General features: G+C 66.8%; 21 protein-coding genes and 1 CRISPR repeat array. Of the genes, 9 read left to right on the top strand and 12 right to left on the bottom strand.

Translation table 11 applies throughout. The features are described 5' to 3' along the window. A partial coding sequence (locus ENSA7_RS41380; protein ID WP_146158753.1) for a serine/threonine-protein kinase occupies positions 1-1362 on the bottom strand: 1362 nt, incomplete at its 3' end. Between the two features lie 99 nt (positions 1363-1461). Between ENSA7_RS41380 and ENSA7_RS41375 the strand changes: the two genes are divergently transcribed. Both ENSA7_RS41375 and ENSA7_RS42875 read left to right on the top strand, forming a co-directional pair. Further along, positions 1462-2037: a hypothetical protein gene (locus tag ENSA7_RS41375; protein WP_106094948.1), complete on the top strand. Its 576-nt coding sequence runs from the start codon at positions 1462-1464 to the stop codon at positions 2035-2037. A 2-nt stretch (positions 2038-2039) separates the two neighbouring features. Then, on the top strand, positions 2040-3647 hold the full coding sequence (locus ENSA7_RS42875) for a hypothetical protein (protein ID WP_146158752.1): 1608 nt from the start codon (positions 2040-2042) through the stop codon (positions 3645-3647). A 44-nt stretch (positions 3648-3691) separates the two neighbouring features. Here ENSA7_RS42875 and ENSA7_RS45230 read toward each other — a convergent pair whose 3' ends face one another. Both ENSA7_RS45230 and ENSA7_RS41355 read right to left on the bottom strand, forming a co-directional pair. Next, positions 3692-4462, bottom strand: coding sequence for a tail fiber domain-containing protein (locus ENSA7_RS45230; RefSeq protein ID WP_146158751.1), 771 nt, complete (start codon positions 4460-4462; stop codon positions 3692-3694). A 42-nt stretch (positions 4463-4504) separates the two neighbouring features. Continuing rightward, complete coding sequence (locus ENSA7_RS41355; RefSeq protein ID WP_181234651.1) at positions 4505-4903, bottom strand: DUF1761 domain-containing protein; 399 nt, start codon at positions 4901-4903, stop codon at positions 4505-4507. Here ENSA7_RS41355 and ENSA7_RS41350 point away from each other — a divergent pair. The 3 genes from ENSA7_RS41350 (at position 4902) to ENSA7_RS44890 (ending at position 7462) form a co-directional block, all read left to right on the top strand. Continuing rightward, a complete protein-coding gene (locus ENSA7_RS41350; protein WP_106094945.1) occupies positions 4902-6041 on the top strand; it encodes a sensor histidine kinase in 1140 nt (379 codons plus the stop codon). The genes ENSA7_RS41355 and ENSA7_RS41350 overlap by 2 nt on opposite strands. Next, positions 6038-6802 carry a LytR/AlgR family response regulator transcription factor gene (locus ENSA7_RS41345; protein ID WP_106094944.1) on the top strand — a complete coding sequence of 255 codons (765 nt, stop codon included), beginning with the start codon at positions 6038-6040 and terminating at the stop codon, positions 6800-6802. Before ENSA7_RS41350 ends, ENSA7_RS41345 begins: the two co-directional genes overlap by 4 nt. Positions 6803-7054: 252 nt before the next feature. Then, positions 7055-7462 (top strand): hypothetical protein, encoded by a 408-nt coding sequence (locus ENSA7_RS44890; RefSeq protein WP_181234649.1) that lies wholly within the window; start codon positions 7055-7057, stop codon positions 7460-7462. Between the two features lie 81 nt (positions 7463-7543). On the opposite strand, the gene ENSA7_RS44885 is transcribed toward ENSA7_RS44890, so the two are convergent. Next, positions 7544-7705, bottom strand: coding sequence for a hypothetical protein (locus ENSA7_RS44885; protein WP_181234647.1), 162 nt, complete (start codon positions 7703-7705; stop codon positions 7544-7546). A gap of 1023 nt (positions 7706-8728) precedes the next feature. Between ENSA7_RS44885 and ENSA7_RS41335 the strand changes: the two genes are divergently transcribed. Continuing rightward, positions 8729-9289, top strand: coding sequence for an SRPBCC domain-containing protein (locus ENSA7_RS41335; protein WP_146158750.1), 561 nt, complete (start codon positions 8729-8731; stop codon positions 9287-9289). 1 nt (position 9290) lies between these two features. Then, on the top strand, positions 9291-9950 hold the full coding sequence (trhA, locus tag ENSA7_RS41330) for a PAQR family membrane homeostasis protein TrhA (RefSeq protein WP_106094942.1): 660 nt from the start codon (positions 9291-9293) through the stop codon (positions 9948-9950). A 6-nt stretch (positions 9951-9956) separates the two neighbouring features. Here the strand turns inward: trhA and ENSA7_RS41325 are convergent, their stop codons facing one another. From ENSA7_RS41325 to ENSA7_RS41305, 5 genes are all read right to left on the bottom strand, one after another. Next, complete coding sequence (locus ENSA7_RS41325; RefSeq protein WP_106094941.1) at positions 9957-10793, bottom strand: HTTM domain-containing protein; 837 nt, start codon at positions 10791-10793, stop codon at positions 9957-9959. After that, a complete protein-coding gene (locus ENSA7_RS41320; RefSeq protein ID WP_106094940.1) occupies positions 10790-12151 on the bottom strand; it encodes an HTTM domain-containing protein in 1362 nt (453 codons plus the stop codon). The genes ENSA7_RS41325 and ENSA7_RS41320 overlap by 4 nt, the downstream gene beginning before the upstream one ends. After that, complete coding sequence (locus tag ENSA7_RS41315; protein WP_146158749.1) at positions 12148-12660, bottom strand: hypothetical protein; 513 nt, start codon at positions 12658-12660, stop codon at positions 12148-12150. Before ENSA7_RS41315 ends, ENSA7_RS41320 begins: the two co-directional genes overlap by 4 nt. A gap of 151 nt (positions 12661-12811) precedes the next feature. Further along, entirely contained in the window at positions 12812-13339 is a 528-nt protein-coding gene (locus tag ENSA7_RS41310) for an RNA polymerase sigma factor (RefSeq protein WP_106094938.1), read from the bottom strand. Positions 13340-13502: 163 nt separating this feature from the next. Beyond that, the gene (locus ENSA7_RS41305) at positions 13503-14114 is read right to left on the bottom strand and encodes an RNA polymerase sigma factor (protein WP_181234645.1); all 612 of its coding nucleotides are present in this window, start codon (positions 14112-14114) and stop codon (positions 13503-13505) included. Between the two features lie 24 nt (positions 14115-14138). Between ENSA7_RS41305 and ENSA7_RS41300 the strand changes: the two genes are divergently transcribed. Then, positions 14139-15704 (top strand): serine/threonine-protein kinase, encoded by a 1566-nt coding sequence (locus tag ENSA7_RS41300; RefSeq protein WP_106094936.1) that lies wholly within the window; start codon positions 14139-14141, stop codon positions 15702-15704. Here ENSA7_RS41300 and ENSA7_RS41295 read toward each other — a convergent pair whose 3' ends face one another. The 3 genes from ENSA7_RS41295 to ENSA7_RS41285 form a co-directional block, all read right to left on the bottom strand. Then, positions 15705-16229, bottom strand: a complete 525-nt coding sequence (locus ENSA7_RS41295; protein ID WP_106094935.1) for a hypothetical protein — start codon at positions 16227-16229, stop codon at positions 15705-15707. Positions 16230-16374: 145 nt separating this feature from the next. Next, the gene (locus ENSA7_RS41290; RefSeq protein WP_106094934.1) at positions 16375-17772 is read right to left on the bottom strand and encodes a DUF1552 domain-containing protein; all 1398 of its coding nucleotides are present in this window, start codon (positions 17770-17772) and stop codon (positions 16375-16377) included. A gap of 41 nt (positions 17773-17813) precedes the next feature. Next, entirely contained in the window at positions 17814-19493 is a 1680-nt protein-coding gene (locus ENSA7_RS41285) for a DUF1592 domain-containing protein (RefSeq protein WP_181234643.1), read from the bottom strand. Positions 19494-19662: 169 nt separating this feature from the next. On the opposite strand from ENSA7_RS41285, the gene ENSA7_RS41280 reads away from it, so the two are divergent. Then, positions 19663-20949, top strand: a complete 1287-nt coding sequence (locus tag ENSA7_RS41280; RefSeq protein ID WP_106094932.1) for a beta propeller repeat protein — start codon at positions 19663-19665, stop codon at positions 20947-20949. A gap of 281 nt (positions 20950-21230) precedes the next feature. Next, positions 21231-23879: a CRISPR direct-repeat array (repeat unit 36 nt; unit sequence GCTTCAACGGGGCCGCCTTCTTGCGAAGGCGGAGAG). Positions 23880-24031: the final 152 nt, after the last annotated feature.

The raw sequence follows: 24031 nt of genomic DNA, 5'->3' as shown, positions 1-24031 counted from the left end.
GGGCTGGGCGGCGGTGGCCGGAACGACTGGCGCCGGGGCGGCGACGGGGCCTGGTTCTGGGCTGGGCTCTGGGCTGGGTGGTGGCGCTTGCTCGACCGGCTGCGTGACGGTCGTATCCACCGGGGTCGCGGGCTGTGGAGCCGGCGGTCCGTCTGTAGCGAGCGTCCACGCCAGCGCGACCACCAGCGCGCCCCCAGCCGCGCCGCCGATCCACGCCCACCGTCGGCGCGAGCGTGGTTGTTGGCCTGGCTCGATTCCCGGGTCGCGTGGGCGCGGCGGCTCCAGCATGGGAAGGGGCATCGGCGCGGCGATCGACAGCCGGGTCGGGGCTTCGGCTGCGGGCTCGGAGTTCCAGCTGGTCGTGAACACCTCGGAGTCGGTGATCTCGCGCGGCTCGTCCTCGAGCTGCGCGCGCTCACCCTCCAGCTCTTCGGCGAACAGCGCGGTCATCAGCTCGGCGATCCGCGACGGCGACACGACGAGCCGGTGCTCGAGCGCAAACAGCTCGAGCGCGCGCTGCAGCTCGAAGGCGTCGGCGTAGCGCTGGTCGCGGTCGCGGGCCAGGGCTCGCAGCACGATCGCCTCGAGCGCGGGCGGGTAGTCTCCGCGCACGCTCGACGGCGGCGGAGCGTCCTCGCGGGTGATCCGACGGATCGTCTCCATCTGGCTGTCGCAGCGGTACAGCCTGCGCAGGGTCGTCAGCTCCCAGAGCATCACGCCAAGCGAGAACACGTCGCTGCGGCCGTCCAGGGGCCTGGCACAGTCGATCTGCTCGGGTGACATGTACGGCAGCTTGCCCTTGAGCACGCCGACGGCGGTGCTCTCTTTGCCGTCGAGCTTGGCCTTGGCGACCCCAAAGTCGAGCAGCTTGGCGACGCCGCCGTAGGTCACGACCACGTTCGCGGGCGTGACGTCGCGGTGGACGATCGCCAGCGCGCGGCCGGCCTCGTCGCGGGCGTTGTGGGCGTAGTGCAGCCCGGCCGCGACGCCGATGCAGACCCCGATCACCAGGTCGAGCGGCGGCGCGCTCCAGGTCGCGTCGATGCGCTTGGCCACGGCGCGCAGATCCGGGCCGTGGACATACTCCATCGCGTAGTAGACCCGCTCGTCGGTCTCGCCAATGTCGAACACCTGCGCGATGTTGGGATGGCTGAGGCGGGCGGCGAGGCGCGCCTCGTACAAGAACATCTCGATGAAGCTGGGATCGTCGCAAAGGTGCGGCAACAGGCGCTTGAGCACGACCTGCTTGGTGAAGCCGTGGGCCGCCTCGAGCTGGGCCAAAAAAATCTCGGCCATGCCACCCACCGCCAGCTTTCGGATGATCCGATAGCCGCCGACACGGCGCTGTGCGGGCACGGGCACAGGCTGACGCTATCCGATAGTCACGTCCGCGGGCTAGCGACGTCTCTCGGTCCAGATCCGCGGCCCGCGCCGCGATGTCCCCGCATATACTCCCCCAGCATGCCTTCGGTCCGCGACGAGCAGCTGCTCGCGAGCATCCGCGTCGGTGATCGAGCGGCGCTCCACGCCTTCGCCGAGCTGATCCGCGAGGCGGTGCGCGAGCTCGAGATCCCTGGGGTCTCGGACGCGCGTGGGCGCCTCGATCACATCGTGGGACCGCTGCGGGCCCGCCTGCTCACCCGTCTCAACGCGCCCGACTTCGAGCTGCGTGGGTCCTTGCGCGGCTACGTGATGACCTTCGTGGCGCTGCGCCGCGATGAGCTCGAGCCTGGCGCGGCACCGACGGGGCTGCGGCGGCTCGAGCTCGCCGACACCGATCGACTCGCCAGCGCCGTCGCTGCGGCGCTGCACAAGCTGACCCAGAGCCACAACCCCGACGCCCGCGAGCTCGCCCACACGTGGTTGGCGCTGGCCGAGGAGGGGCAGGCCCTCGATGTCCGCAGCGGCCACGAGACCGCGCGCATGCTCAAGACCGCCTCGCCAATCTTGGCCCGCAAGAGCGACGGCGAGTTCGCCGGGGCGCTGCGGGCGTTTCGAACCATGCTCGGGTACGAGCTCGGAAAGCTGGGTTTTTAGCGATGCAAGCCAACGCCAAACAGATCCTGTTGCTGGCGGCCGAGGACGCGTTCGAGTTCGAGCGCTGGCGCGACGCGGGGCCGGTCACCGCCGACATCGATCCCGAGACGCGCGCGGCCGAGGTCGCCGAGTTCGAGGCGCTGGGGATCCCGCTGCCGTCGGAGCTCGACAGCCTTCGGCGGGAGCTCGAGCACGCACCCAAGGTCCGCGAGGCGATCCGCTGCTCGGCGCTGGCGATGCGTCGCAGCGGGCGGGCCTCGGCCTCGTCGCTGGTCGCCCTGGGGCCGCAGCAGCTGATGCACGCGGGCGCGAGCGTGCCGTGGGGCTGGCCGGGCGGCCCCATGATCGACCCTCGGCTCGCCGCGCACATGGGGTTGGTCGGCGAGGAGCCCCGCGCTCGCAGCAGGCGTGAGCGCAAGCTCGCCGACGCCACCGTCGTCGCCGCCGACGGCGGGTCGATCGACGCGCAGGTGGTCGGGGACTACGACCCGGATGATCTCGACGATCCCGACGAGGATCTCGAGGATGGGGACGACGATCTCGACGAGCTCGACGACTTCGACGCACAAGAGCTCGCGCGCGCTCGCAAGCGCGAGGCCGAGCGGCGCAAGAAGAAGCGGCGGCTCGAGGCGCGCAAGGCTCGAGCCGCGCGTGCGCCCGCCTGGGATGACGACGATCTCGACGACGATGATCGGGATGACTCGATCATCGCCGTGGCCCCAGCGGGCACCGGGGTCGATCGCAACACGTGGATCTTGGGGGGCGTGTCGGCCGTGGCCGTGATCGCGCTGCTGTGGATCGCGTTTGGTGACGAGAAAGATCAGCCCGATCAGGCCGCCGTGGATGCGGCTGCGCTGATCGCCGCGCAGCAGCAACAACAACAGCAACAGCCGCCGCCCGCACCCGAGCCGGCCCCGCCTGCGCCTGCGATCGATCCCAACACGGGCTTACCCTACGGCCAAGCGCCGGCCCCAGTCGTCGATGCGCCTGAGCCGGCCGCGGGCGGTGGTGGTGGTCGTGGCGGTGGTCGGGGATCTGCGGTGCGTGGGTCGGGTGGTGGCGCCGCGGCGCCTGTCTCGGGTGCTGGTGGCGGTACTGCGTTTGGCGGGTTCAAGGATGTCCCCGGCCCGCCCGGCACCGGGCCTGCCCCGGCCGGTGGCGGGACGACGCCCGCACCCGGTGGGGCGACGCAGCCAGCGACTCAGCCGGCTGCGAATGGGGGCGCTGCCGTGGTGCCCGCGCCGACGCCAACCCCAACGCCGACGCCGACGCCCGCCGCTGACCCGCCCGCCGAGCCGCCCAAGCCGGCGGTGCCCGAAGAGTCGCTGCTGACCAAGTCCAAGATGACTCCGGCGATCCGCCAAGGGGTGACCCAGCGGGTCGGCGATCTCCTCGCGTGCCTCGAGGACGCGCGCGTCGGCAAGCCCGACCTCGCTGGCAACGTCGTGTTCACGGTCTCGCTCGATCAGGACGGGGTCGTGACCAAGGTCGACATCGGCAAGGATGAGGTCGGCTACGGCGTGGCGAAGTGCTCCGCCAAAAAGATGCGCCGCTGGACCCTGCCTTCGGCCGGGATCCCGATCATCTTTGACGTCCCCTTCGCCTTTTAGGGGTTCATACCCCACTCGACCGGACGCGAATTGTACTTGGCGTTCTATTTTTCGAGTTTCTCGAGGCGGGCTTCGAGCTTGCTGAGCGCAGCTCGCAGCTCGCGGTTTTCGGCGTCGAGCGTCTGGACCTGGGCGTGTAGAGCCTGGATCGCCGCGAGCGAGACCCCGTCTGCGTCGACCTGGAAGATGAAGCGGTCGGTCCCGCCGACACCGAAGGCCGCGCGGAAATCTTGGGCCATGGGACCGATGTGGCGGGTGTGTTGCTCGTCGGCCTTGTAGGTCCAGGTGCTGATCGGCAGCTCGACCACCCGCTCGAGCGCCCACTGTGGGTCGACGGGCGTGAAGTCCTGCTTGAGGTTGCGATCGCTCATCGGACAGATCGAGCTGCAGAACTCCGCGCCCGGGGGGACCGGGACGCCCTCGCAACACATCGTGCCGTCGCAGCAGGTCTCTCGCTTGGCGCAGCTGTCTCCCTCGCCCGCGCAGGTGCCCCCGGTGTCGCCGTCGCCGTCGCCAGTGGGGTCGCCATCGCCATCACCATCGCCATCGCCGTCGCCAGTTGGATCGCCGTCGCCAGTGGGATCGCCGTCGCCAGTGGGATCGCCGTCGCCGGTTGGGTCGCCGTCGCCAGTGGGATCGCCGTCGCCAGTTGGGTCGCCGTCGCCGGTCATGACACTGGTTGCACCGTCGCCATCACCGGTGGGATCGCCGTCGCCATCACCGGTGGTGTCGGTTGAACCGGTGCCCTTGTCGTCGCTGCACGCAGCGAGCGACACCGTCAACAGGCCAGCCAAGCACATCGAGCGCAGTTGCATGCTGCAATACTGGCAGCAGACGCTCGCTGGTGTCCACGTGGATCAGTGCCACGCCCCAATGATCGCGCCCATGACCGTGTAGGCGACCGCGTGGTAGCCAGCGTCGATCAGCGTGAGCACCAGGCTGCGGCGCTCGAACGCGTAGGTGATCGCCATCGAGCCCCCGACCCACACGGACGTGAGCGCCCCGTAGGTCATGCCAGTGACCAGGGTGACCTCGGTGCCCAAGAAGAACGCCAAGTTCAGGGCGATGACCACCGAGATCAAGAACGAGATGGCGAAGGTCCTGCCCACGCCCTTGCGCAGCTCGTCCTCGCTCAGCCCGGCCTCGCGCATCCACGCGTTGGCGAATAGGATGGGGCTGTACCACAGGCCGCCGATCAGAAAGCTCGACAGCGCCGCGGCGCCGACGGCGAGGTAGTTGATCTGAGAGGGATCCATGGCGAGCTCGCTAACACTCGACGCTGCCCACGCGAAACTAAATTCCAACGAACCAGGCTCGGGCCAGGGGGAACCGGGCGCTCGGCCGGGTGAGTTGGCCAGCGTCGACGACCGCTGGGTCCGGCGCGTGGGCATTCCCAGCTTTGGCCTGCTGATCCCCCGGGTCACGCCGCTGCTCGACGGCGTCGGGCCCGGCCAGCTCGCGTACTGGCTTGGCACCCTGTGGTTCCTGGGTCTCGCGGCCGCGATCTGGCACGGCAACCGCTGGCTGCTGTTCGAGCAGCGCCGCCACTACGGCTGGTTCAACCACCCGCTGCGCAAGCTCTCGATGCTGCTCGCTGCGATCGTGCTGTACACCACGCCGATCACCGTGGTCGCGCTGCTGGCCTGGTACGGGTGGAGCAACGCTGCGGCCGACTGGGAGGCGATCCGCACGGTCGCGCTGATCAACGTGATCTGTGTGGTGTTCGTGACCCATGCCTACGAGACCGTGTTCTTGATCAAGGAGCGCGAGGGTGATCTGCTGCGGGTCGCTCGCCTGGATCGCGCCCGGGCCGAGGCCGAGCTGTCGGGCTTCCTGGCCCAGGTTGATCCGCACTTCTTGTTCAATTCGCTCAACACGCTCGGACACCTGATCGAGACCGACGCGCGGCGGGCGGTCACGTTCAATCAGGGCCTGGCCGGGATCTATCGGTATCTGCTGCGCCAGCGCGGGCGCAGCTTGGTGCCGCTCGACGAGGAGCTGCGGTTTGCCAGGGCGTACCTCGAGCTCATGCAGATCCGCTACGGCGAAGCCCTGCGCTGCGAGCTGCCCGCGGGCGGCCCTGCGCTGGCACGACTACCGCCGACCGCCTTGCAGCTGCTGATCGAGAACGCGATCAAGCACAACGAAGTCGGGGCCGGTTCGCCGCTCGAGATCGTGGTTGGGTTTGATGAGCTCGCTGGCGAGCCAAGCATGCTCGTCAGCAATCGTCGCCGGACACGTCGGAGCATCCGCGAGTCAGCTGGGACCGGCCTGCGCAACCTCGACGAGCGCAGCAAGCTCGCGGTTGGGCGGGGAATCCAGGTTGAGCAACGCGACGATGAATTCCGCGTGCGTGTCCCGTTGATGATCCCCGCGCACGAGGGGGCGCTGTGACGACGGTGGTGATCATCGAGGATGAACCCCCGGCCCGCGAGCGACTGACCGCGAGCCTGCGACAGCTAGATCCGCAGCTCGAGATCATCGCCGAGCTCGGCTCCGTCGCCGACGCGGTTGCCTGGTTCGAGGCTCACCAGCACCACGGCGCGCCGGATCTCGTGTTCGCCGACGTGCAGCTGTCCGACGGGCTCTCGCTCGAGATCTTTGCCCGGGTCCAGCCGGTCGCGCCGATCGTGTTTTGTACTGCCTACGACGAATACATGGTCGAGGCGTTGGCACAAAACGGCATCGCGTATCTGCTCAAGCCGTATACCGTCGCGGAGCTCGGCGAGGTGTTGCGCAAGTATAGGCGGCTCGAGACCCACTTCTCTACCCGGCTGGCCGCCTTGGCGCGCGCGCTCGGGCAGCCGTGCAAGTCGGCCCGTCGGCTGCTGGCCCGCGACCGCGACGCGTTCGTGGCGGTGCCGATCGATGAGGTTGCGTACTTTGGCGTGCGCGATGGCGTGACGGAGTTGGTGCGTCGTGATGGACGGCGGCTGGAGCTGGATCGGACCTTGGCCGACATCGAAGCCGAGCTGGTGAGTGTCGGCTTCTTTCGTATTAATCGGCAGTATCTGGCCCACGCCGATGCGGTGGTGGGGTTTCGGCCTTACTTCAAGGGGCGGTTGGTGGTGCAGATGCAGCCGGCCGCGGGGGAGGATGTGGATGTTAGTCAGCCCAACGCCGCCCGGTTTCGCAGCTGGCTCGAGGGTGGGTAGCTGCTCCAGTCCCACGGCTCGACCGCGGCCACGCGGTCGCTCCCGAGATCGTTTGCGTGAGTTGCGCGTGAATGTAGCAAGGGAATCAGGCTCGTCGGGGTTTGATAACGCGCGCGCGCTCGAGCGGACGCGTCGTGCGTGTATCGCAATCGCCCAGAACATCGTGCACGCCGTCAGGTTGATAGGATTCACGTTTTTGTTGTTGCATCTGCATCGTCGGTTTACGCTGGTACTATGCAATTACGATACGCGTTGGTTTCAAGCCTTTGTGCGACTGCCCTGATTCTCACTGCTTGTGGTGATGACCCCGCTCCGGGCGACGGTGAGACCGGCGAAACGACCGGCGAAACGACCGGCGACGGCGACGGAGACGGCGACCCAAGCGGAGACGGGGACGGAGACGGAGATGGGGACGGAGACGCCTGTGCCCCAAGTCCCGGTGACAACGCATGCCAAGCGTGCACCAAGGACCTGTGCTGCGCCGAAGCGCAGGCCTGCGCTGCGGATGAGCAGTGTGCCTGCATCGTCGAGTGCGTCGAGGGTGGTGGCAATCAGATGCAGTGCGCGTTCGGCTGCGGGGTTCAGATGGGCCTGTCTGACGCGACCACGGCGTTTGGCCAGTGCGTCCAAGGCCAGTGCGGAGACGCCTGCACGCCCTGACCGGGTTGCTACACAGTCAACTCAACGCCACTCGGCTTCGCAGCTGCCTCGAGGGTGGGCAGCTGCGGTGTCGTTTGGTGATCAGCGGACCGGCCTCGGCGGAGGGTTGTTGGGGTCGATGAGGCTCTCGAACGGCGGCTCGTTCGAGCAATCGAACAGGAAGACCTCGCGGCCGTCGTGTCGGTTGACGACGGCCCGACCCGGTACGCTCCAGTCCCACGCCTCGACTGTGGCCAAGCCCATGACGTCTGGGAGGAGTTGCTCTACGGACAGGGTGGGTTTATAGCCGTCGACGACCTCGAAACGCTTGCGCTCGACGAGTGTCTCGTCTGTGAACTTGGTGACGGTCTCGATGCCGTTGGTGGTTGTATATCAGTTGGCGGAAAGTGGCGGTGGCATTGCTTGATTTGATCGAGCTGGGGTGACCGCCTACTTCCTGCGCCGCGTCTTCAGACAACACGAGGGACCCAAACTGATGGTAGGATTCTTGATACGACAATATCCCCCACCATCCGTTGTGTGACGGTGAACGTGGAATCTGTCGCTGTTGCCCCGTGATCCTGCCGGCTGAGTCGTACGAGCAGGAGAAAAAAAAGTTTGGACAATGCCGCTGGGTTCGACGTAGGCGAACGCGGACACTCGTCCATTGGTGTATTCGGTGCGGTGGGCGCGGGTGACGTGGCCGGCCGCGTATTCTTTTCAACCTCGACATTGGTGAGTCCACCGGCTCCGGTCGGGACGAGCCGCTGACGAGCGGGGACCGGGCGTTTCTGCTCGTGCTCCGGGTGGTCGTACTCGTCGTTGTACATGGCGCTGATCCGCTTTGCGATGGGACTCACGTTGGGCGCGTCCTCGACCTGGAACCAGAACCGAGCGGGTCGGACTTGGTAGTCAAAGTTGTCGCTGTGGTGGAGCCAGGGCGGGAGTTGGTCGACCTGGTCGCGGCCGGTGTCGGGCCCGGAGGGGCCGGCGGAGCGCGTGATGCTGCTCAGATGAAACGAGAGATCGCACGTCGCCGAACGCAGCACACGCAGCGCCTGGCCGGAGTCGAGGACGACACCCTCGACGGGCGTTCCTCCGCAGAGCCATCGCTCGAGCGATCCGTGGGTCGGCAGCCTGACGGCGCGGGTTGGTCTGTGCCGGGACACAGCAAACTCTAGCACCCCGTGTCTCCCGGATACCACCGCAATTCCTCGCGCTGGCCTGCTGCACAGGTGACGGCGGGCCTCGACTGACACACACGCCGTGCGCGGGTACAGTCGCGCCGTGCCCTGGTACTTCTGGATCCCCCTCGTCGTCGCTGGCCTGGCCTCCATGGTGGCGCTGTCCGTGCTCACCGCCAAGATCCAGCCGCCCCCGTCGGCCGCCGAGTCGATCACCCTGGACGGCAAGGCCCGCAAGCTCGAGGGTGAGCGCTACATCGAGTATCGGGTCGGCTGCACCATCAACGCCCCGCCCGAGGCCGTGTGGGCGCTGCTGACCAACGCGACAAATCTCCCGCAGTGGAACTCCACGATCATCAGCGTCGAGGGCACAATCGCCGCGGGCCAGCGAATCAAGCTGAAGTCGAAGCTCGCGCCTGATCGCGTGTTTCCTCTGGTGATCAGTACGTTCGAGCCAAACCGCCGGTTGGTCTGGGAAGACGGCAACAAGATCTTCAAGGGGGTGCGTACTTTCACCCTCGAGTCCAGCGGCGACACGACCACCGTGACCATGGCCGAGGTCTTGACCGGCGCGTTCCTCCCTCAGATCGCACCCAAGCTGCCGGACTTCACCCCGTCGTTCGAGCTGTTTGCGGCGGACCTCAAAGCGGCAGCCCAGGCCTGACATGAGCGCCGCGTCAGCTCCAGCGAAGCCGCGCTTGCGGGGGGTCTCGCACCAGATCGCGTTCTTCGTGTTCGTGGCGGCCAGCGCTTGGCTGCTCGGCGCCGTCGAGGGCGGCGCGGCCCAGCGTGCGGTGATCGTCTACGGGCTGAGTCTCGCGCTCTTGTATGGCGTCAGCGCGACCTATCACCGCCGCACGTGGACGCCGCTCGGGCTGCGTCGCATGCAGCGGCTCGATCACTCGGTGATCTTCGTGCTGATCGCGGGCAGCTACACGCCGCTGTTCATGCTGTTCGACCGCCACGCGTTCATGCTGGATCCGCTGCTGCTGGTGTGGGCGCTGGCGGCGTTGGGGATCGGCAAGTCAGTGGTGTGGGCCCACGGCCCCACGTGGATCACCGCCGCGCTCGCAATCGCAATTGGCTGGTCAGGCCTGACCTACGCGGCCGCGCTGATACCCGCGACCGGAGCCGCCGCGTTCGTGCTGTTCATCGCTACGGGCGTGGCCTACAGCACTGGCGGGGTGGTCTATGCGCGTCGGCGGCCTGATCCGATCCCGGCGGTGTTTGGCTATCACGAGGTGTTTCATGTGTTCGTGATCCTGGGCAGCACCGTCCACTTCGTACACACGCTGGTGCTGCTGCACCGAACCGGCGCGCTGTAGCTGCGGTCACTCGCACATGTCTTCAATCAGGTCGTGAATCCACTGGGGGGGCAGCGCGGCGATCAACACCGTGAACATCATCGAGGTGAAGAACGGGACCGAGAACATCAACATGATCCCCAGGTGCAGCATGATCCCGCCGGCCCACACCCAGTGGCGGATGCGGCGGATCAGCAGGCCAAAGGTGAGCGTGAACTCGAGCGCCGTGGTCGCGTAGGCCATGAACACGGCGCCCCAGTGGACCAGTCGCGGCGCGTAGACAAACGCGTCGGATGTCCCGTACCACTCGATGTAGTAGCGCTCCATTCGCGCGCCCTGAAGCCACTCGGGGTCGGTCTTGTTCTCCGAGGCCCAAAAGTAGATCGAGCAGATCTCGAGCAGGTAGAGCTCGAGCTGCCACCAAGGCATGCGCTCGGGCGGAGCCGGCTCGCCGCCGCGGGCTTCCCGGCGCAGCGCCAAGTAGCGGTCGATCGACAGCGAGCGCTCGCTGGGGGTTAGCCACAGCAACACGATAATCTGGAACATCTGGACGGGCTTGCCCAGATCAAAGTTGCGAGCGTGCACGCCGTAGTAGACGTGGACGATTCCGAAGCTCACGGCCATCAGACCCAGGGCCCAGCGGGTCTTGTAGCCGACGAGCGCGAAGCCCATGCTCAGCAGCACCACCCAGCACAGGATCAAGCAGGGGAGCTGGTCAATGACGCGATGACTGACGAGCAGGCTCGAGCACTCGTGGATCACCACGAGCATCGCAAAGATGCGAATGATGCCAAGCGGTCGGGTCGAGATCTCCGCGCTCGCGAAATTCTCGAGCTTGCTGAGCAGCCATGCTCCCGGTTTCATCGCTTGGGCCTCCCGCGGTTGGTGGACTTGGCTCCGGCACAAATATCGTGGCCGCGCTCGGCGACCTGCTTCCACTCGTGATCGACCGGGCAGCGGGCCGACAGCTCGACACGCGGTGGATCGTCGCCGTGCTTGCGCAGCGCCGTGCAGACGTCGTGGACGGCGGCTCGGACCATGTGCTGGTAGACCCGCGCCTGCTTGTCAGCCACATCGCGCGGTCGCTCGTGACCCAGCAGCCGCCACCGCTCGATGACCGCGCCGTCTTGATTCATGTCGTGAAACCGAAGATCGCAGACCGGCCGTCGCACCGTGCCATGCAGCTTCCAGTCCCAAACGAGCGGGGCGAGGTCGCGCTCTTGCACCTGTGCGCGGTATGGGGGCACATGAAAGCAGAGCACGGCCACGCCGAGCGCGAGCGGTCCAGCCCACGGTCGAGCCGCGAGCCCCGGGAATTGCCTGCTGTCGCTCGCGCTCGCCAGCTCGGCGTCGGCGACCGCGGGGCCCTTGACCACGGTAGTCACCATTGTGTGGATCCACCGCGGGGGCACACAGATCAACAGTATGTTGACCATCATCAAGTTGAAGTAGCTGCCGGCCCAGTTGTTCGTGTAGATCCAGAGCACCGCGCACTGCAAGACCAGGGCAAAGCCAGCGACGTAGGCCCGAATCGGGCGCACGATCAGGCCAATCCCAATCACCACACACGAGATCAGCCCAAACCACGCCCCGACGACCGCCACGCTCTCGAGCCTGGGCAGGTGCACGAAGCTATCGGAGCTGCCGTAGTGATCCAGGAAATACAGCTCGAGGCGCATGCCCGACAGCCAGCCGGGCTCGGCCATGTCGTAGGCGCCCCACAGGTAGATTGCAGCAGTCTGGAGGACAAACAACTCCAGGAACCAGGCCGGCATGCGCTCGGGCGCGGGACGCCTGCCCTCGCGCTTGGCCCGACGAGTCTCGAGTATGCGATCGACTGAGAGCGAGCGCCCGCAGGGGGTCAGCGCGAGCAACACGACGGCCTGGAAGAAGATGGTGGGCTCGGTCAGATTCTCGAGCCCAGGCTCACCCGAGTACCCGTAGTGCAGGTGCAAGATCGCAAAGGTCGAGGCCATGACCGCGGTGGCGATCCGGGTCTTGTAGCCGACCAGCACGAAGAACGACGAGTAGAACATGAGCTGGCTGGCCAGCAACACGCCCATGTGGTCATCCATGCGGTGGCTGACCCACGGGCTAATCAGCCTGAACAGCACTGTGGTGACGATCAGGATCCGCAGCAGACCGAGCGAGCGCGACGAGACCTCAGCGCCAAGCACCGCGGTGAGTCGGGTTGAGAACGAGCTGGCTTGGGTGTCGCTCACTTCTTGGCCCTGCTCTTTTTGGTCTTGTGCTTGCTCTTGTTCATGTTGCACACGTTGCGACTCCGTCGCTCGAGGGTCTGCCAACCCAGCTTTCGGCCGCAGCGCGCCATGACCTGAATGTTGGGCTTGGGGTCACCCGCGTCTTGCTGGGCCTTGCAGACTTGCGCGTACGCCTGCTTCAGCCGATCGTCGCGACTGCGCGCGACGTCGTCGGGCATGTCCCCGGGCCGATCGTAGCCGAGCAACTTCCACCGCTCGATTGGCGCGCCGTCGCGGTTCATGTCGTAGTAGCGGACGTCGCAGACCCCCAGGCCCCCGTGCTCGTACAGCCGCCAGTGCCACGCGCCCACGCCCCACCGCTGCTTCTTGATGTGCATGCGGTAGGGGGGAATGTTCGACCAAGCCAAGAACAAGAGCGAGGCCAGCACCGGCCATGTGAGCCGCCACCAGCGTCGGCGCGATGATTCGCTGCCTTGCTCTGGCTTGGGTGGAGGTGCGCCGCTGCTCATGCACGGTCAGCTTCGCTTGCGGGAATCTTTGCGTCAACGCGGGTGACGGGTGCTCCATCAACGCAACCTGAACCCGGTGTTGGGTGCCTGGGCCGGCCGAACCGGCCGCGGCCTCAGGCGCGTGGTCTGCCGTTGCTCGACTCCGCTCGGCTCACTCGCCGCCGAGCGCCGCCCGAGCCGCACAGACCACTTGCGCTCGACCTCGGCCGAGCCGCGACCGCACGGTATTGTATGGAATGGCGAGCTCCGTCGCAATCTGGCCGTTGTCTCGTCCACGCAGAGACAGCTGGACAACCTCACGATAGGCCTCATCGACCTGCTCCAGGGATCTGTCGAGCAGCTCATAGTCGCCGAGCATGATCAACGCGCTGCATGGTGAAGGGCCCTCGGAGACGGGCTCTTTGCCGTCGAGCAGCGGTGTGGTCTCGAGCTCGCGCGCTCGGTAGAGGGTGTCGACGACGAGCTTCTTCGCCACGAGGTACACGAACACCCGCAACGAGCACCTGCCTCGGTACCAGCGGACGACACGAAGCCAAGTCTCTGCGGCTAGATCGTTGCCGTCTTTGTTGGGAACGCGGTGGCGAAAGTAGTGAATTAACTCTCGATTGATGCGCGCGAATTCACTCGACGCGATATTCAGCTCCCACGAGCGCTCGCTCGGGGTTGGCGCGACCGTCACCTCGCCCCCTCGACGTCCCACGGCACGTGTGCCGGAAGACGGATGCAATTGGAGCGGAGGGCACCGAGCGTGGCGGGATGGGGGGCTTCCACATCCCCCTATCCCCACCACCAAGTGATCTGTTCACGAAAATCGACACATGATCCGCATTCTGGTCGTTTGATCAGGTGGGCGGGGAGTCTCGGCGCCGACGCGCGCTCGGACCTACAGCCGGCGGCGTACGATAAGTTGGACGCGTTCGCCGAGCATCCGCGATCAGTCGCTCGAGCCGCCGTATGCCTTCAGAAAGCCGCCTGCGCGCGGTGCCTTCGGGGATCCCCAGCGCTGCCGCGAACGACTTGTTGCTGCCCCCGTCGAGACGATGCAGGATTGGCGCGCGGTAGAGTTCAGGCAACTGTATGAGGTAGCGCTGGATCAGCTCGTGTCGCTGCTGCGCACCCAGCTTCGATTCTACGAGCCGCGGCGGCGTGGGGACACGCGCGCGCAGCTTGGCCTCGCGCGCACGGGCGCGCAGGCGCTGACCCCTGGCCGCTCGCGCCCTGGTCCCGGCGAAAGATAGAGCCCAGTTCAGGAACTCCTCGGGATCTGCGGGGGCGTGGGTGACGAGCTTGGCCATGATGTCTTTCATGGTCTCCTGGAGCAGCTCGTCTCGCTGGGCCACCCCATGGCGACTCGAGAAGAACGCGATGAGCTCGGTACACAGCCACTGCCCCAAGGCGTTGCGGGCCTGCACCTCCCCGTCGCGCGCGGCTTGTATTAGACGCTTCCGATCCACGCCGCGCATCCTACAGCATCGACGATGTCGACGACTGACCAAAGGAACAACCGTGGGGGAGAGGTCGGATTCGAACCGACAGCCGGGAAGGCGTGGGGTAGATTGGCGACGTTGATTCGGCGACGCCACTCCTCATCCAACTCGGCTCGCCTCGCGCGGGTGCTGAGCGAGGTCAGGCGGACGCGCCCGCCACATTGGGAGAAGCTCATCAACCAGGTCGCGATCGCGGCGGGCACCAAGATCGTCGAACCGAGCCATCCGCTCCATCAGATCGGCCGCTTCGAGGCGATCGGCACCCGCGGAGTGGGCGGGTTCGGGGTCGTGTTCGAGGCCCGAGACCCCGAGCTCGATCGCCGCGTCGCCCTGAAGCTATGCCAGACCCGCGGGCCCGAAGCCGCCGAGACGCTGATGAACGAGGCCCGGCTGCTCGCCCGCCTCACGCATCCCAACATCGTCACGATCTACGAACCCGGCCGCCACGATGACGACGTGTTCTTCGTGATGGAGTACGTCAACGGCGTCAACGCGCATCGCTTTTCGCGGCAGGACCCAGCGCCGAGCTGGGAGCGGCTGGTCGATATCTACCGGGGAGCCGGGCGCGGGCTCGCGGCTGCCCACGATGCCGGTATTGTTCATGGTGATTTCAAGCCGTCGAACGTGCTGCTCGACCAGCAGCTGTGGCCGCGGGTCGCCGACTTTGGGCTTGCGCAGGTGATGATCGATCACGCGCCGGACGACGAACAAGAGGGCCTGCGGCAGCGGGCCGGGACGCTACCTTATATGGCGCCCGAGGTGCTGCGCGGCCAGGCTGGGGGCGCGCGGGCGGACCAGTGGTCGTTCTGCGTGTCGCTGTGGGAGAGCCTCGAAGACGCGCTGCCATACGAGGGCTGGACGAGCGGAGAGCTGCTCGCGGCGATCGAGCGCGAGCAGCCGTGGGCGATGAACCCCGAGGTGCCCGAGGCCGTGCGGGCGGTGCTGCGGGTTGGGTTGGCGGAGGAGCCGAGCGAGCGCTACCCGGACATGCACGCGCTCGTCGCTGCGCTCGATGGGCTGCGGCAGCCGGTCGTGGAAGGCCGGTCGAGCCCGCCACGGCGGGGCGGGTTTCTGGGGGCGATGTTGCTCGCGTGCGGCGTGGGGCTTGGGGGAGGGATGATGCTAGGAACTGGACCGGCGGACGAGCCTGATCGGGCGACGATCGACCCAGCTAGCGAGAGGCGGCCCGGCGGTCTCCACGACGAGAAACACACCAGTCTCGAGCAGGTAATCGCGGCCATCGAGCTAGGCAATATCGAGGAAGCCAACGCGACCTGGGAAGCTGAGGATCGTGTCCGAGCCCTCAACGGCGCGCCACGAATCATGGACGACTTTCGCGTCGCGGAGGCGTTCTTGGCCGCTGCGATGGCGCTACAGGGCCGCGACAGCGAGAAATCGCAGTCTGCCGCACGAAAGGCGATTGTTTGGGCGGATCGAACGAGCGAACTACTACGACGCGAGCAAGGGCGTGGTCCTCAGAACTACGCCCTTCAAGTTGCGGACGCCGAGGAGATCACCAACGCGGCGGTGGACATCCTCGTGACCGAACGCCGCTAGCTAGTCCCAGCAGTCCATTGTTCCATCGATGTTTGACACGCCGTTGTCACATGAAAGGAACGTACCGCCGTTGTCGAGACAAGCCAGAAGCAACGCCTCAGTCAGCGGGTGGCAAGCGCCACCCGCCCCGCAGCACCCCATCATGAGTCCCTGACTCGGTGGGGGTACGTCGGGTGCTTCGATGCAGAACCCTGCGTCACACATGCTTGGAAACGGTTGATAGCAGATCACGCCGCCGCCAGCGGTGCGGGTCCCATATTCGCAGTATGCCCGCTTGCCCGTGGCGCAGCGCCCGTTCGAATCTGGGACCACACACGCCGCGCCGTCGTCGTCGATCGTGCAGCACACGTCCGCGTCCCACACGGGGGCGTCGGGGCCCGTCCACACGCAGTACTTCGACAGCATCTGGCCGACTGCGTCCATGTACCGTGAGCCGGCTGCGTCCACGTAGACCTCGTCGCAAAGATTGGGGGTACTTGTCGCGAAGTTTGAAAGGATGGTGGTGAGAATGATTGAGAGACTCATTTCGCGACGCTAGCACGCGCCATGCGCGCCTGCGTCGCACGTTACTGCTGCCAGAAGCGGTGCAACAGGCGCGTGCTCTGGCGGCGAGCAGGCCGCCTCGTACGCGGCCCAGATCCAAGCGGAGACAGAGCCGCAGCTCGTCCCCCTACACCAGCCGGTCGAGCGCCCCCGTGCAGTCGATCACCCCACCACCCGCGCGGGGCAGCTCACTCACCCCGACCTGATTGACCCCAAGCTCAAACGCCTGCGCGAGGCTCACCAACCACCGATTGTGCGCCGGCCCAATCTGATGAGTCCCCCACGCCCCTTGCAGCGTATCGTTCGCCGCCCAGCGAACCCAGCGACCCAGATTGAAGTGACCGCTGCCGCCCGCGACCACGATCGGAAACTGCTTGAAGTCGTGGCTGCCAGTCGATAGCTCATTCGTCCACACGACGATCGTGTCGTCGAGCAGGCTACCGCCAGCGTCGGGGGTGCTGGCCAGCTGGCCGATCAGGTTGGCGATCCACTGGGCGTGATGATGATGGTAGTCGCTCATCACGGCGGCGGCCTCGGGGTTGTCGTCGACGGCGTGGGCCCAGTCGGTGTGAATGTCGCCGGGTGGGGCGCCGATCGTCGCGTTGAACATGGTCTCCACGCGCAGGGTCACGACCGGGCTCAGCCGACACGCGAGCGCGACGCGGATGATGTCCAGGTAGGCGTTGGTCATCGCCAGCGGGTATTCGGCGGTGCCCCAGTCGGGGAATCCAGCCGGCGGTGGCGGGGCGTCGCACTCGATCGCGGCGAGGCCCTCGAGCTGGATCTCGAGCCCGCGGATCAGGTCCCGGTGTTGCTCGAGCTTCTGCCGATCCTGGCCGGAGAGCTGGGGGATCAGGGCGTCGTACCGGTCGCCAACGAGGTCGAGCACGCTCGGCTGGGCAGCGCGGATCGTGTCGGCGTCGGTCGGGATCGGGTTGGGATCTTGGCCGCCGGGAAACAGTCGATCATAGGCAGCAAAGACGTCGACCTCGTAGGGCAGGGCCTGACCAAAGCTGTCGAAGCAGACCGGCCATCCGCCGACGGTGTACTCGAGCGAGGGGTACTGACCGGCGCTGGCGATCGCCGGACCGACGAGCTGATCGATCGAGGGCCCGCCCGCGACGGCGAGTGAATTCTGCACGCCCTGGGCGATCGTGCCGGTCAGCGCGGCGACGTGGCCAGCTTCGTGCTCGTTGATGCCAGCGACGCCGACCGGGCCCGCGGCCAGGCCATCGAGGACCAGCAGCTGATCGCGGACGCCGTGGAAGGGCGCGAGGATCTGGCTGAACTCGTTGGCGGCCAGGCCGTTGAGGTCGAACTCCCAGTCGCTGACCTCGTCGAGGCCGCCGGGTCGCATCTTCCAGCTGTCGTAGACCGTGCCGTGGCCGGTCACGAGCAACAGCATACGGGTGGGCTTACCGGGCGCGGCGACGCTGGTTCGTGGCGCGAGCGAAGGGAGGAACGCGGCGCTGCCCGAGAGCCCGAGCGCGCGCAGCAAGTTGCGGCGGCTCAGACCTGTCGGCATTCGGCGTCGATCAGCGAGGCGAGGCTTCGAGAGTTTTCGGTTCACGGCTCAGTCCTCCGCAGGCGAAATGCGTCACTCAAAATGATCTCGGTGACCAGCGCGCGCAGGTTGCCCTCGCTGGCCAGGAACGCCTGCTCGAGCTCGTCGCGGAAACATCGGTCGTCGATGACGGGCGAGCGGGCCAGGGCCCAGCGCAGGTAGTTGGTCACGGCGCAGTCGTGGGCGACCTCGCTGCTGGCGAGCTTGGCGGCCAGCTCGATCGCGCCGTCAAACTCGCCGTCGGACTCGCCGCTGCCGATCAGGGTACCGGTGGCGTCGACCGGAAATCCGTTGTCGGTGTCGCGCCAGCGACCGAGCGAGTCGTAGTGCTCGAAGCCAAACCCGATCCCGTCAATATTGACGTGACAGCCCTGGCACAGCGGATCGACGGTGTGGGCCTGGTAGCGCTCGCGGTTGGTCTTGGGGTCGGCGGGCGTGTCCTCCGGGACCTCGGTCGAGACGTCGGGTGGTGGCGGTGGCGGCGGCTGGCACAGCAGGTGCTCGAGCACGAACACGCCGCGCTTGACCGGCGAGGGATTGACCGCGTGCGCGCGGCTGGCCAGGAACCCAGCCGAGGTCAGCATGCCCGCGCGCTGGGTCGGGTCGAGCTCGGTGAGCGCCCACTCGCCCGGGGCCGGAACTCCGTAGATCCCCGCGAGCTCGGCGTCGACGAAGCTGCTGTTGGCCAGCATGAGGTCACTGAAGTTGCCGTCGAGATCAAACACCGTCCACTCGGCCAGGCGCTCGAGCTCTTGCTTCATCGAGTCGCGCAAGGTCGGGGTGTAGTCTGGATAAGTGGCGAGATCAGGGACGATCTCGTCGATCGAGTCGAAGTCGAACCACTGCCGATAGAAGTTGACCGTTGACTCGCGCGCGCGTGGATCCGCGAGCATGCGCTCGACCTGGGCCACGAGCGCGGCCTCGCTGCCAAGCTCGTTGGCTGCGGCGGCGGCGAACAGCTCCTCATCGGGCATGGTGTCCCAGATGAAGTACGACAGCCGCGTGGCCAGGGTGTAGCCATCGAGCGGCTGTGCGCCGTCCGGGTTGACCTCGCCTTCGCCTTGCTCGACGAAGTAGATGAACTCGGGGGCCTGCAGCATCGCCTGCAAGGTGAGCTGCAGCGCGATCGAAAAACCATGCTCGCCGCGCTGGGTCTCGAAGAAATGAGCGTAGATCTGCGCCGTTTCGGCGCTCAGCGGGCGTCGAAACATGCGCGGCCCGAGCTCGGCGATCAGGGCCTGACCGCACGCGCTGGGATCGGCCCCGCCATCGCTCGCGCACGGCAACCACAGCTCGGCTTGGTCGATCGCGGCCTCGGTGATCTCGACCGCCGCGCGCTGGTACTGCTCGATCAACAGCGCCGAGGGGGTCTGGGCGGCGGCGTTGTTCTCGAATCCTGCGACGAGCGGGTCGAGCAGGATCGTGGGCTCGGGCAGGTCGACGCCGGGGAACAGGTCGCGCACGGTGTTCGCGTATTGCCGGGCGGTCAGGCGACGCAGCGGCGCGGGGCCGGGGTCGTGCGCAGCGGCCAGGCACTCGCCGTCGCCGTCGCCGTCGCCCGTTCCGCCAGTCTCGCCGGTCGCGTCGCCTTCGGCCGCGTCGTCTTCGCTGCCCGGCTTGCACGCGGGCAACATCAGACAGGAGCTCGCGGCGATCATCGTCGCCATTCGTAGCCATCGCATGGGCGCGAACCGTAGCGGGGTTCGCTCGTCGCGAACAACATGTAATCCGTGTACGCGCCGCATGGTGATCGGCGGGGATTCAGCAATTCCCCGGTAGCGCGCGCGAGGAGTGTCAGCATATGCTCCCGGCAAGGCACGAATGCGCGCACGAACAGGGAAACTCGTCACAATGCTCAGCACCCTCGCGCTGTGTGCCTGTTCTGGCGAACCAACAAGTGATGGGGACCCAACCGGCGATGGGGACGGCGACGCGACAGTTGGCGAGACGACGAGCAACGGCGACGGCGACGGCGATCCTGGCGATGGCGACCCCGGCGATGGCGACCCGGGCGACGGGGATGGAGATCCCGGCGACGGCGACGGCGACGGCGACGGCGACGGACAGCTCGTCGGTGTGTTCGTGGCTCAGGGCTCGCTGGGGCGCTCGACCTTGTCGTGCGACGACGGACAGACTTGGATCAAGAACCGCTCGTACGACCTCGATGGGTCGATCGAGGTCTGCGACGAGGTCGCGTCCGTGGCTTGCTTCGCCGACCCTTGTTCACTGTGGCAGTTCAATGATCAGCAGTGCGAGATGCAGGCGCAGTGTGACTGCGACCACAACCCCGGGGCGGATCTCGGCCTGGCGTTTGGCAACGGCGTGTTTGTGGCGACGTGGGGTTGGGGGCCGCCGGGTGCGATCAAGGCCAGCGTCGATGGGTTTAATTGGGCGGTGGCGGTCGAGCCCACGACTCAGGCTGGCGTCGCGTTTGGCAACGGCACATTCGTCGCCGCCGAGCGAACCATGCGGGTCTCGGCCGACGGCTACACGTGGTCGGACGGCGGCGAGGCCGACTTCCGCAACCAGGCCGACGAGGTGATCTGGAACGCGCGCGACATTGGCTTTGCCGACGTGGCCGGTGGCGTGTTTGTGGCGGGCGCCAGCTCGGGCAACGGCAGCGACCTGATGATCAGCAAGGACGCCGGCCAGACCTGGACGCGACCGGCGGGCAGCTGGGCGTGCGGGGGTGACTTCAAGGGCGTCGCGGGGGGCAACGATGTGATCGTGGTGGTGTTCGGTGAGAAGGTGTGTCGCAGCAGCGACGGCGGCGACAGCTTCGAGCTCGCCGAGCTGGCCGGCGGGGCGGAGGTCGTGTTTGATGGCGTGCAGTTTGTCAGTTGGAGGGATGGGGGGCGCTGGGTCAGCAGCGACGGCGCGAGCTGGACCTCGACTGATCTGGTGATTGAGGGGCTGCCGCAGGGGCATGGTTTTGCGCTGGGGCCGGTCGCGCGTAGCGAGGAGACGGGCACGTATGTGTCGGTCCGCGAGGGGTGGCAGGTCTGGTATGAGGCTCAGGATTTTTATCGGAGTGGTGACGGGGTTACCTGGGAGGTGCTGTCAGCTGGGAGCTTCGCGGCGAGCCATCGGATTCGGCATATTGCGTATGGTTGGGTGGACGCGGTCGCGTGTGAGTAGAGCTGCGCGTGCTCGAGCTCGTTGGCCTGCACCGCGCAGGACCACTGTGGCTCGCTGGCGTCCGCCACCGCGCGAGTGTGGGCGCGAGCCCGCAGCCGGTGGGTCGTGATCACGTGCTCGTGAAGCCGCGCGATACTGTCGCCGGGGTCGAGGTCGATCAGCGCCGCTCTCGAATCGTCGCGCGGGAGGTCGCTACTTGTCCTCCAGTTTCCTTCTTCCGGAGGTGTCCATCAAACTGGGGCAGATCTACCGGCGTCCCCGTGGATCCCGAGTCGCTCGTTGCTTCAACGGGGCCGCCTTCTTGCGAAGGCGGAGAGCGGCACGCAGTTGTCCGCCGGGGCGTTCACCGGGCTTCAACGGGGCCGCCTTCTTGCGAAGGCGGAGAGCGGAGAGAGAAGGTGCGTCGGTCGGATGCCGATGCATGGTACGAGCTTCAACGGGGCCGCCTTCTTGCGAAGGCGGAGAGGTCGATGCGGTTCATGGCTTCGACTCCCCCCTGCTTCAACGGGGCCGCCTTCTTGCGAAGGCGGAGAGCCCTACACGCGCCCCGAAAGAGCACAAGTCAATGAAGCGGCTTCAACGGGGCCGCCTTCTTGCGAAGGCGGAGAGCTGTAGGTCAGAACCGGCGAGGTCGCACTCAGTCCGCTTCAACGGGGCCGCCTTCTTGCGAAGGCGGAGAGCGGGTAGCCTGAGACCACGCGCTGGTCTTGGGGATGCTTCAACGGGGCCGCCTTCTTGCGAAGGCGGAGAGTCCTGCTGATCTCCGGGTCGCTACTCGCTACCTGGGAGCTTCAACGGGGCCGCCTTCTTGCGAAGGCGGAGAGGGGGTCGCTCACCTGCAACGCGGGCTCGAGCTTCCTCGTGCTTCAACGGGGCCGCCTTCTTGCGAAGGCGGAGAGCTTGTGCCGCTGGCGGTAGATCTGTACGCGCTCGGCGCTTCAACGGGGCCGCCTTCTTGCGAAGGCGGAGAGGCTCGACGTGCGCGAGCAAGCCGCCGATTCACGGCTTCAACGGGGCCGCCTTCTTGCGAAGGCGGAGAGCGCGTCGACGTCCACGCCGTAGGTGCTTCAACGGGGCCGCCTTCTTGCGAAGGCGGAGAGCAGGCCGCCGGGGTTGATCTACGTGGGTCGCTCACGGCTTCAACGGGGCCGCCTTCTTGCGAAGGCGGAGAGACGGCAACGGACGGGAGCCCCACGGAGGTGTGGGCTTCAACGGGGCCGCCTTCTTGCGAAGGCGGAGAGTGGGTGTGGAGCAGCAACACCGCGGGTGCGCCTCGGAGCAGCTTCAACGGGGCCGCCTTCTTGCGAAGGCGGAGAGCACCGGACATCGCGAAGCCACGGGTGCATCGCGATGCTTCAACGGGGCCGCCTTCTTGCGAAGGCGGAGAGCCACATCTACGTGCTGAGCAACGACACGCTGGCGCAGCTTCAACGGGGCCGCCTTCTTGCGAAGGCGGAGAGCTACCATGATCTCGATGTTCCAGCGGTGGCGCGGGGCTTCAACGGGGCCGCCTTCTTGCGAAGGCGGAGAGAAGCCCCGTGCTCTTGCGAGCTACGGGGCGGCTGGTCGCTTCAACGGGGCCGCCTTCTTGCGAAGGCGGAGAGAAAGTACGTGTGGGGCCTCTCCAAGGGAGACATGCGCTTCAACGGGGCCGCCTTCTTGCGAAGGCGGAGAGTTGCGCAGTACATCCGCAGCTGCGGGAAAACCTGCGCTTCAACGGGGCCGCCTTCTTGCGAAGGCGGAGAGCACGAGGGTACCGCAATTCGTACGGTGCAGGTCGACATGCTTCAACGGGGCCGCCTTCTTGCGAAGGCGGAGAGGCGACGTCGTGCGGTCCGTGCTGGGCGATGCGGCGATGCTTCAACGGGGCCGCCTTCTTGCGAAGGCGGAGAGCGTCGGGGAACCTCTCGGACCACGCGGTGAGGGCTCGCTTCAACGGGGCCGCCTTCTTGCGAAGGCGGAGAGCAGTTCATTTTTACGATTGAAGCCGCGCGCGAGCAGTCGGCTTCAACGGGGCCGCCTTCTTGCGAAGGCGGAGAGGATGAGCCCAGCGAGGGCGACGCGAGGGCGACGACAGACCGCTTCAACGGGGCCGCCTTCTTGCGAAGGCGGAGAGATCGGCGTGCCGTCTACCGCCCCCGCGTTCGTGTTCATCACGCTTCAACGGGGCCGCCTTCTTGCGAAGGCGGAGAGGTCGATCCGTCGACCACTGGCCATGGTCCCTTTGGACGTGCTTCAACGGGGCCGCCTTCTTGCGAAGGCGGAGAGAACCGTGGCGCTAGCCCCGTCTAGCGTGCTAATGTCCGCGCTTCAACGGGGCCGCCTTCTTGCGAAGGCGGAGAGTCGGGCAGTTGTCCGCCGGCTATACGCTCGACCTCGAGCTTCAACGGGGCCGCCTTCTTGCGAAGGCGGAGAGGATCGTTTCCTCCCAGCGGGAGTTCTCGCCCGAGACCCAGCTTCAACGGGGCCGCCTTCTTGCGAAGGCGGAGAGCGGACCGGAGGCGACGATCGCCTTGCGCAAGTTGCTCGCTTCAACGGGGCCGCCTTCTTGCGAAGGCGGAGAGGGACGGATACCAGCCACGCTTCGACGCGCTCGATGCTTCAACGGGGCCGCCTTCTTGCGAAGGCGGAGAGAAGGCGACGCGACAGTGGGCCGCCTCCCGGCTGCGGGAGGCTTCAACGGGGCCGCCTTCTTGCGAAGGCGGAGAGGGCCAAGCCGAGCTTGCGGAGCTTGGTCAGGTGCCGGCGCTTCAACGGGGCCGCCTTCTTGCGAAGGCGGAGAGGAGCCCGAGCGTGCTCCACAGCTCGGGCACGTCGACGTGGCTTCAACGGGGCCGCCTTCTTGCGAAGGCGGAGAGCAGAAAGCCGACGCCTTCAAGGCCGCGGCAATGCACGCTTCAACGGGGCCGCCTTCTTGCGAAGGCGGAGAGGTTGGCGAGCGGGGGAGACGACGTGCTAGATCTGCCCCAGTTTGATGGACACCTCCGGAAGAAGGAAACTGGAGGACAAGCACCGTGCCACGCAAGAAACGCAGGACATTTACACCGCAACAGAAGGCCGAGGCCGTCAAGATCTGCCAGCG

This window comes from Enhygromyxa salina (genome assembly GCF_002994635.1).
GTDB lineage: Bacteria > Myxococcota_A > Polyangia > Nannocystales > Nannocystaceae > Plesiocystis > Plesiocystis salina_B.
The sequence above is the reverse complement of the archived record's forward strand: the minus strand, read 5'-3'. Positions and strand labels throughout refer to the sequence as shown.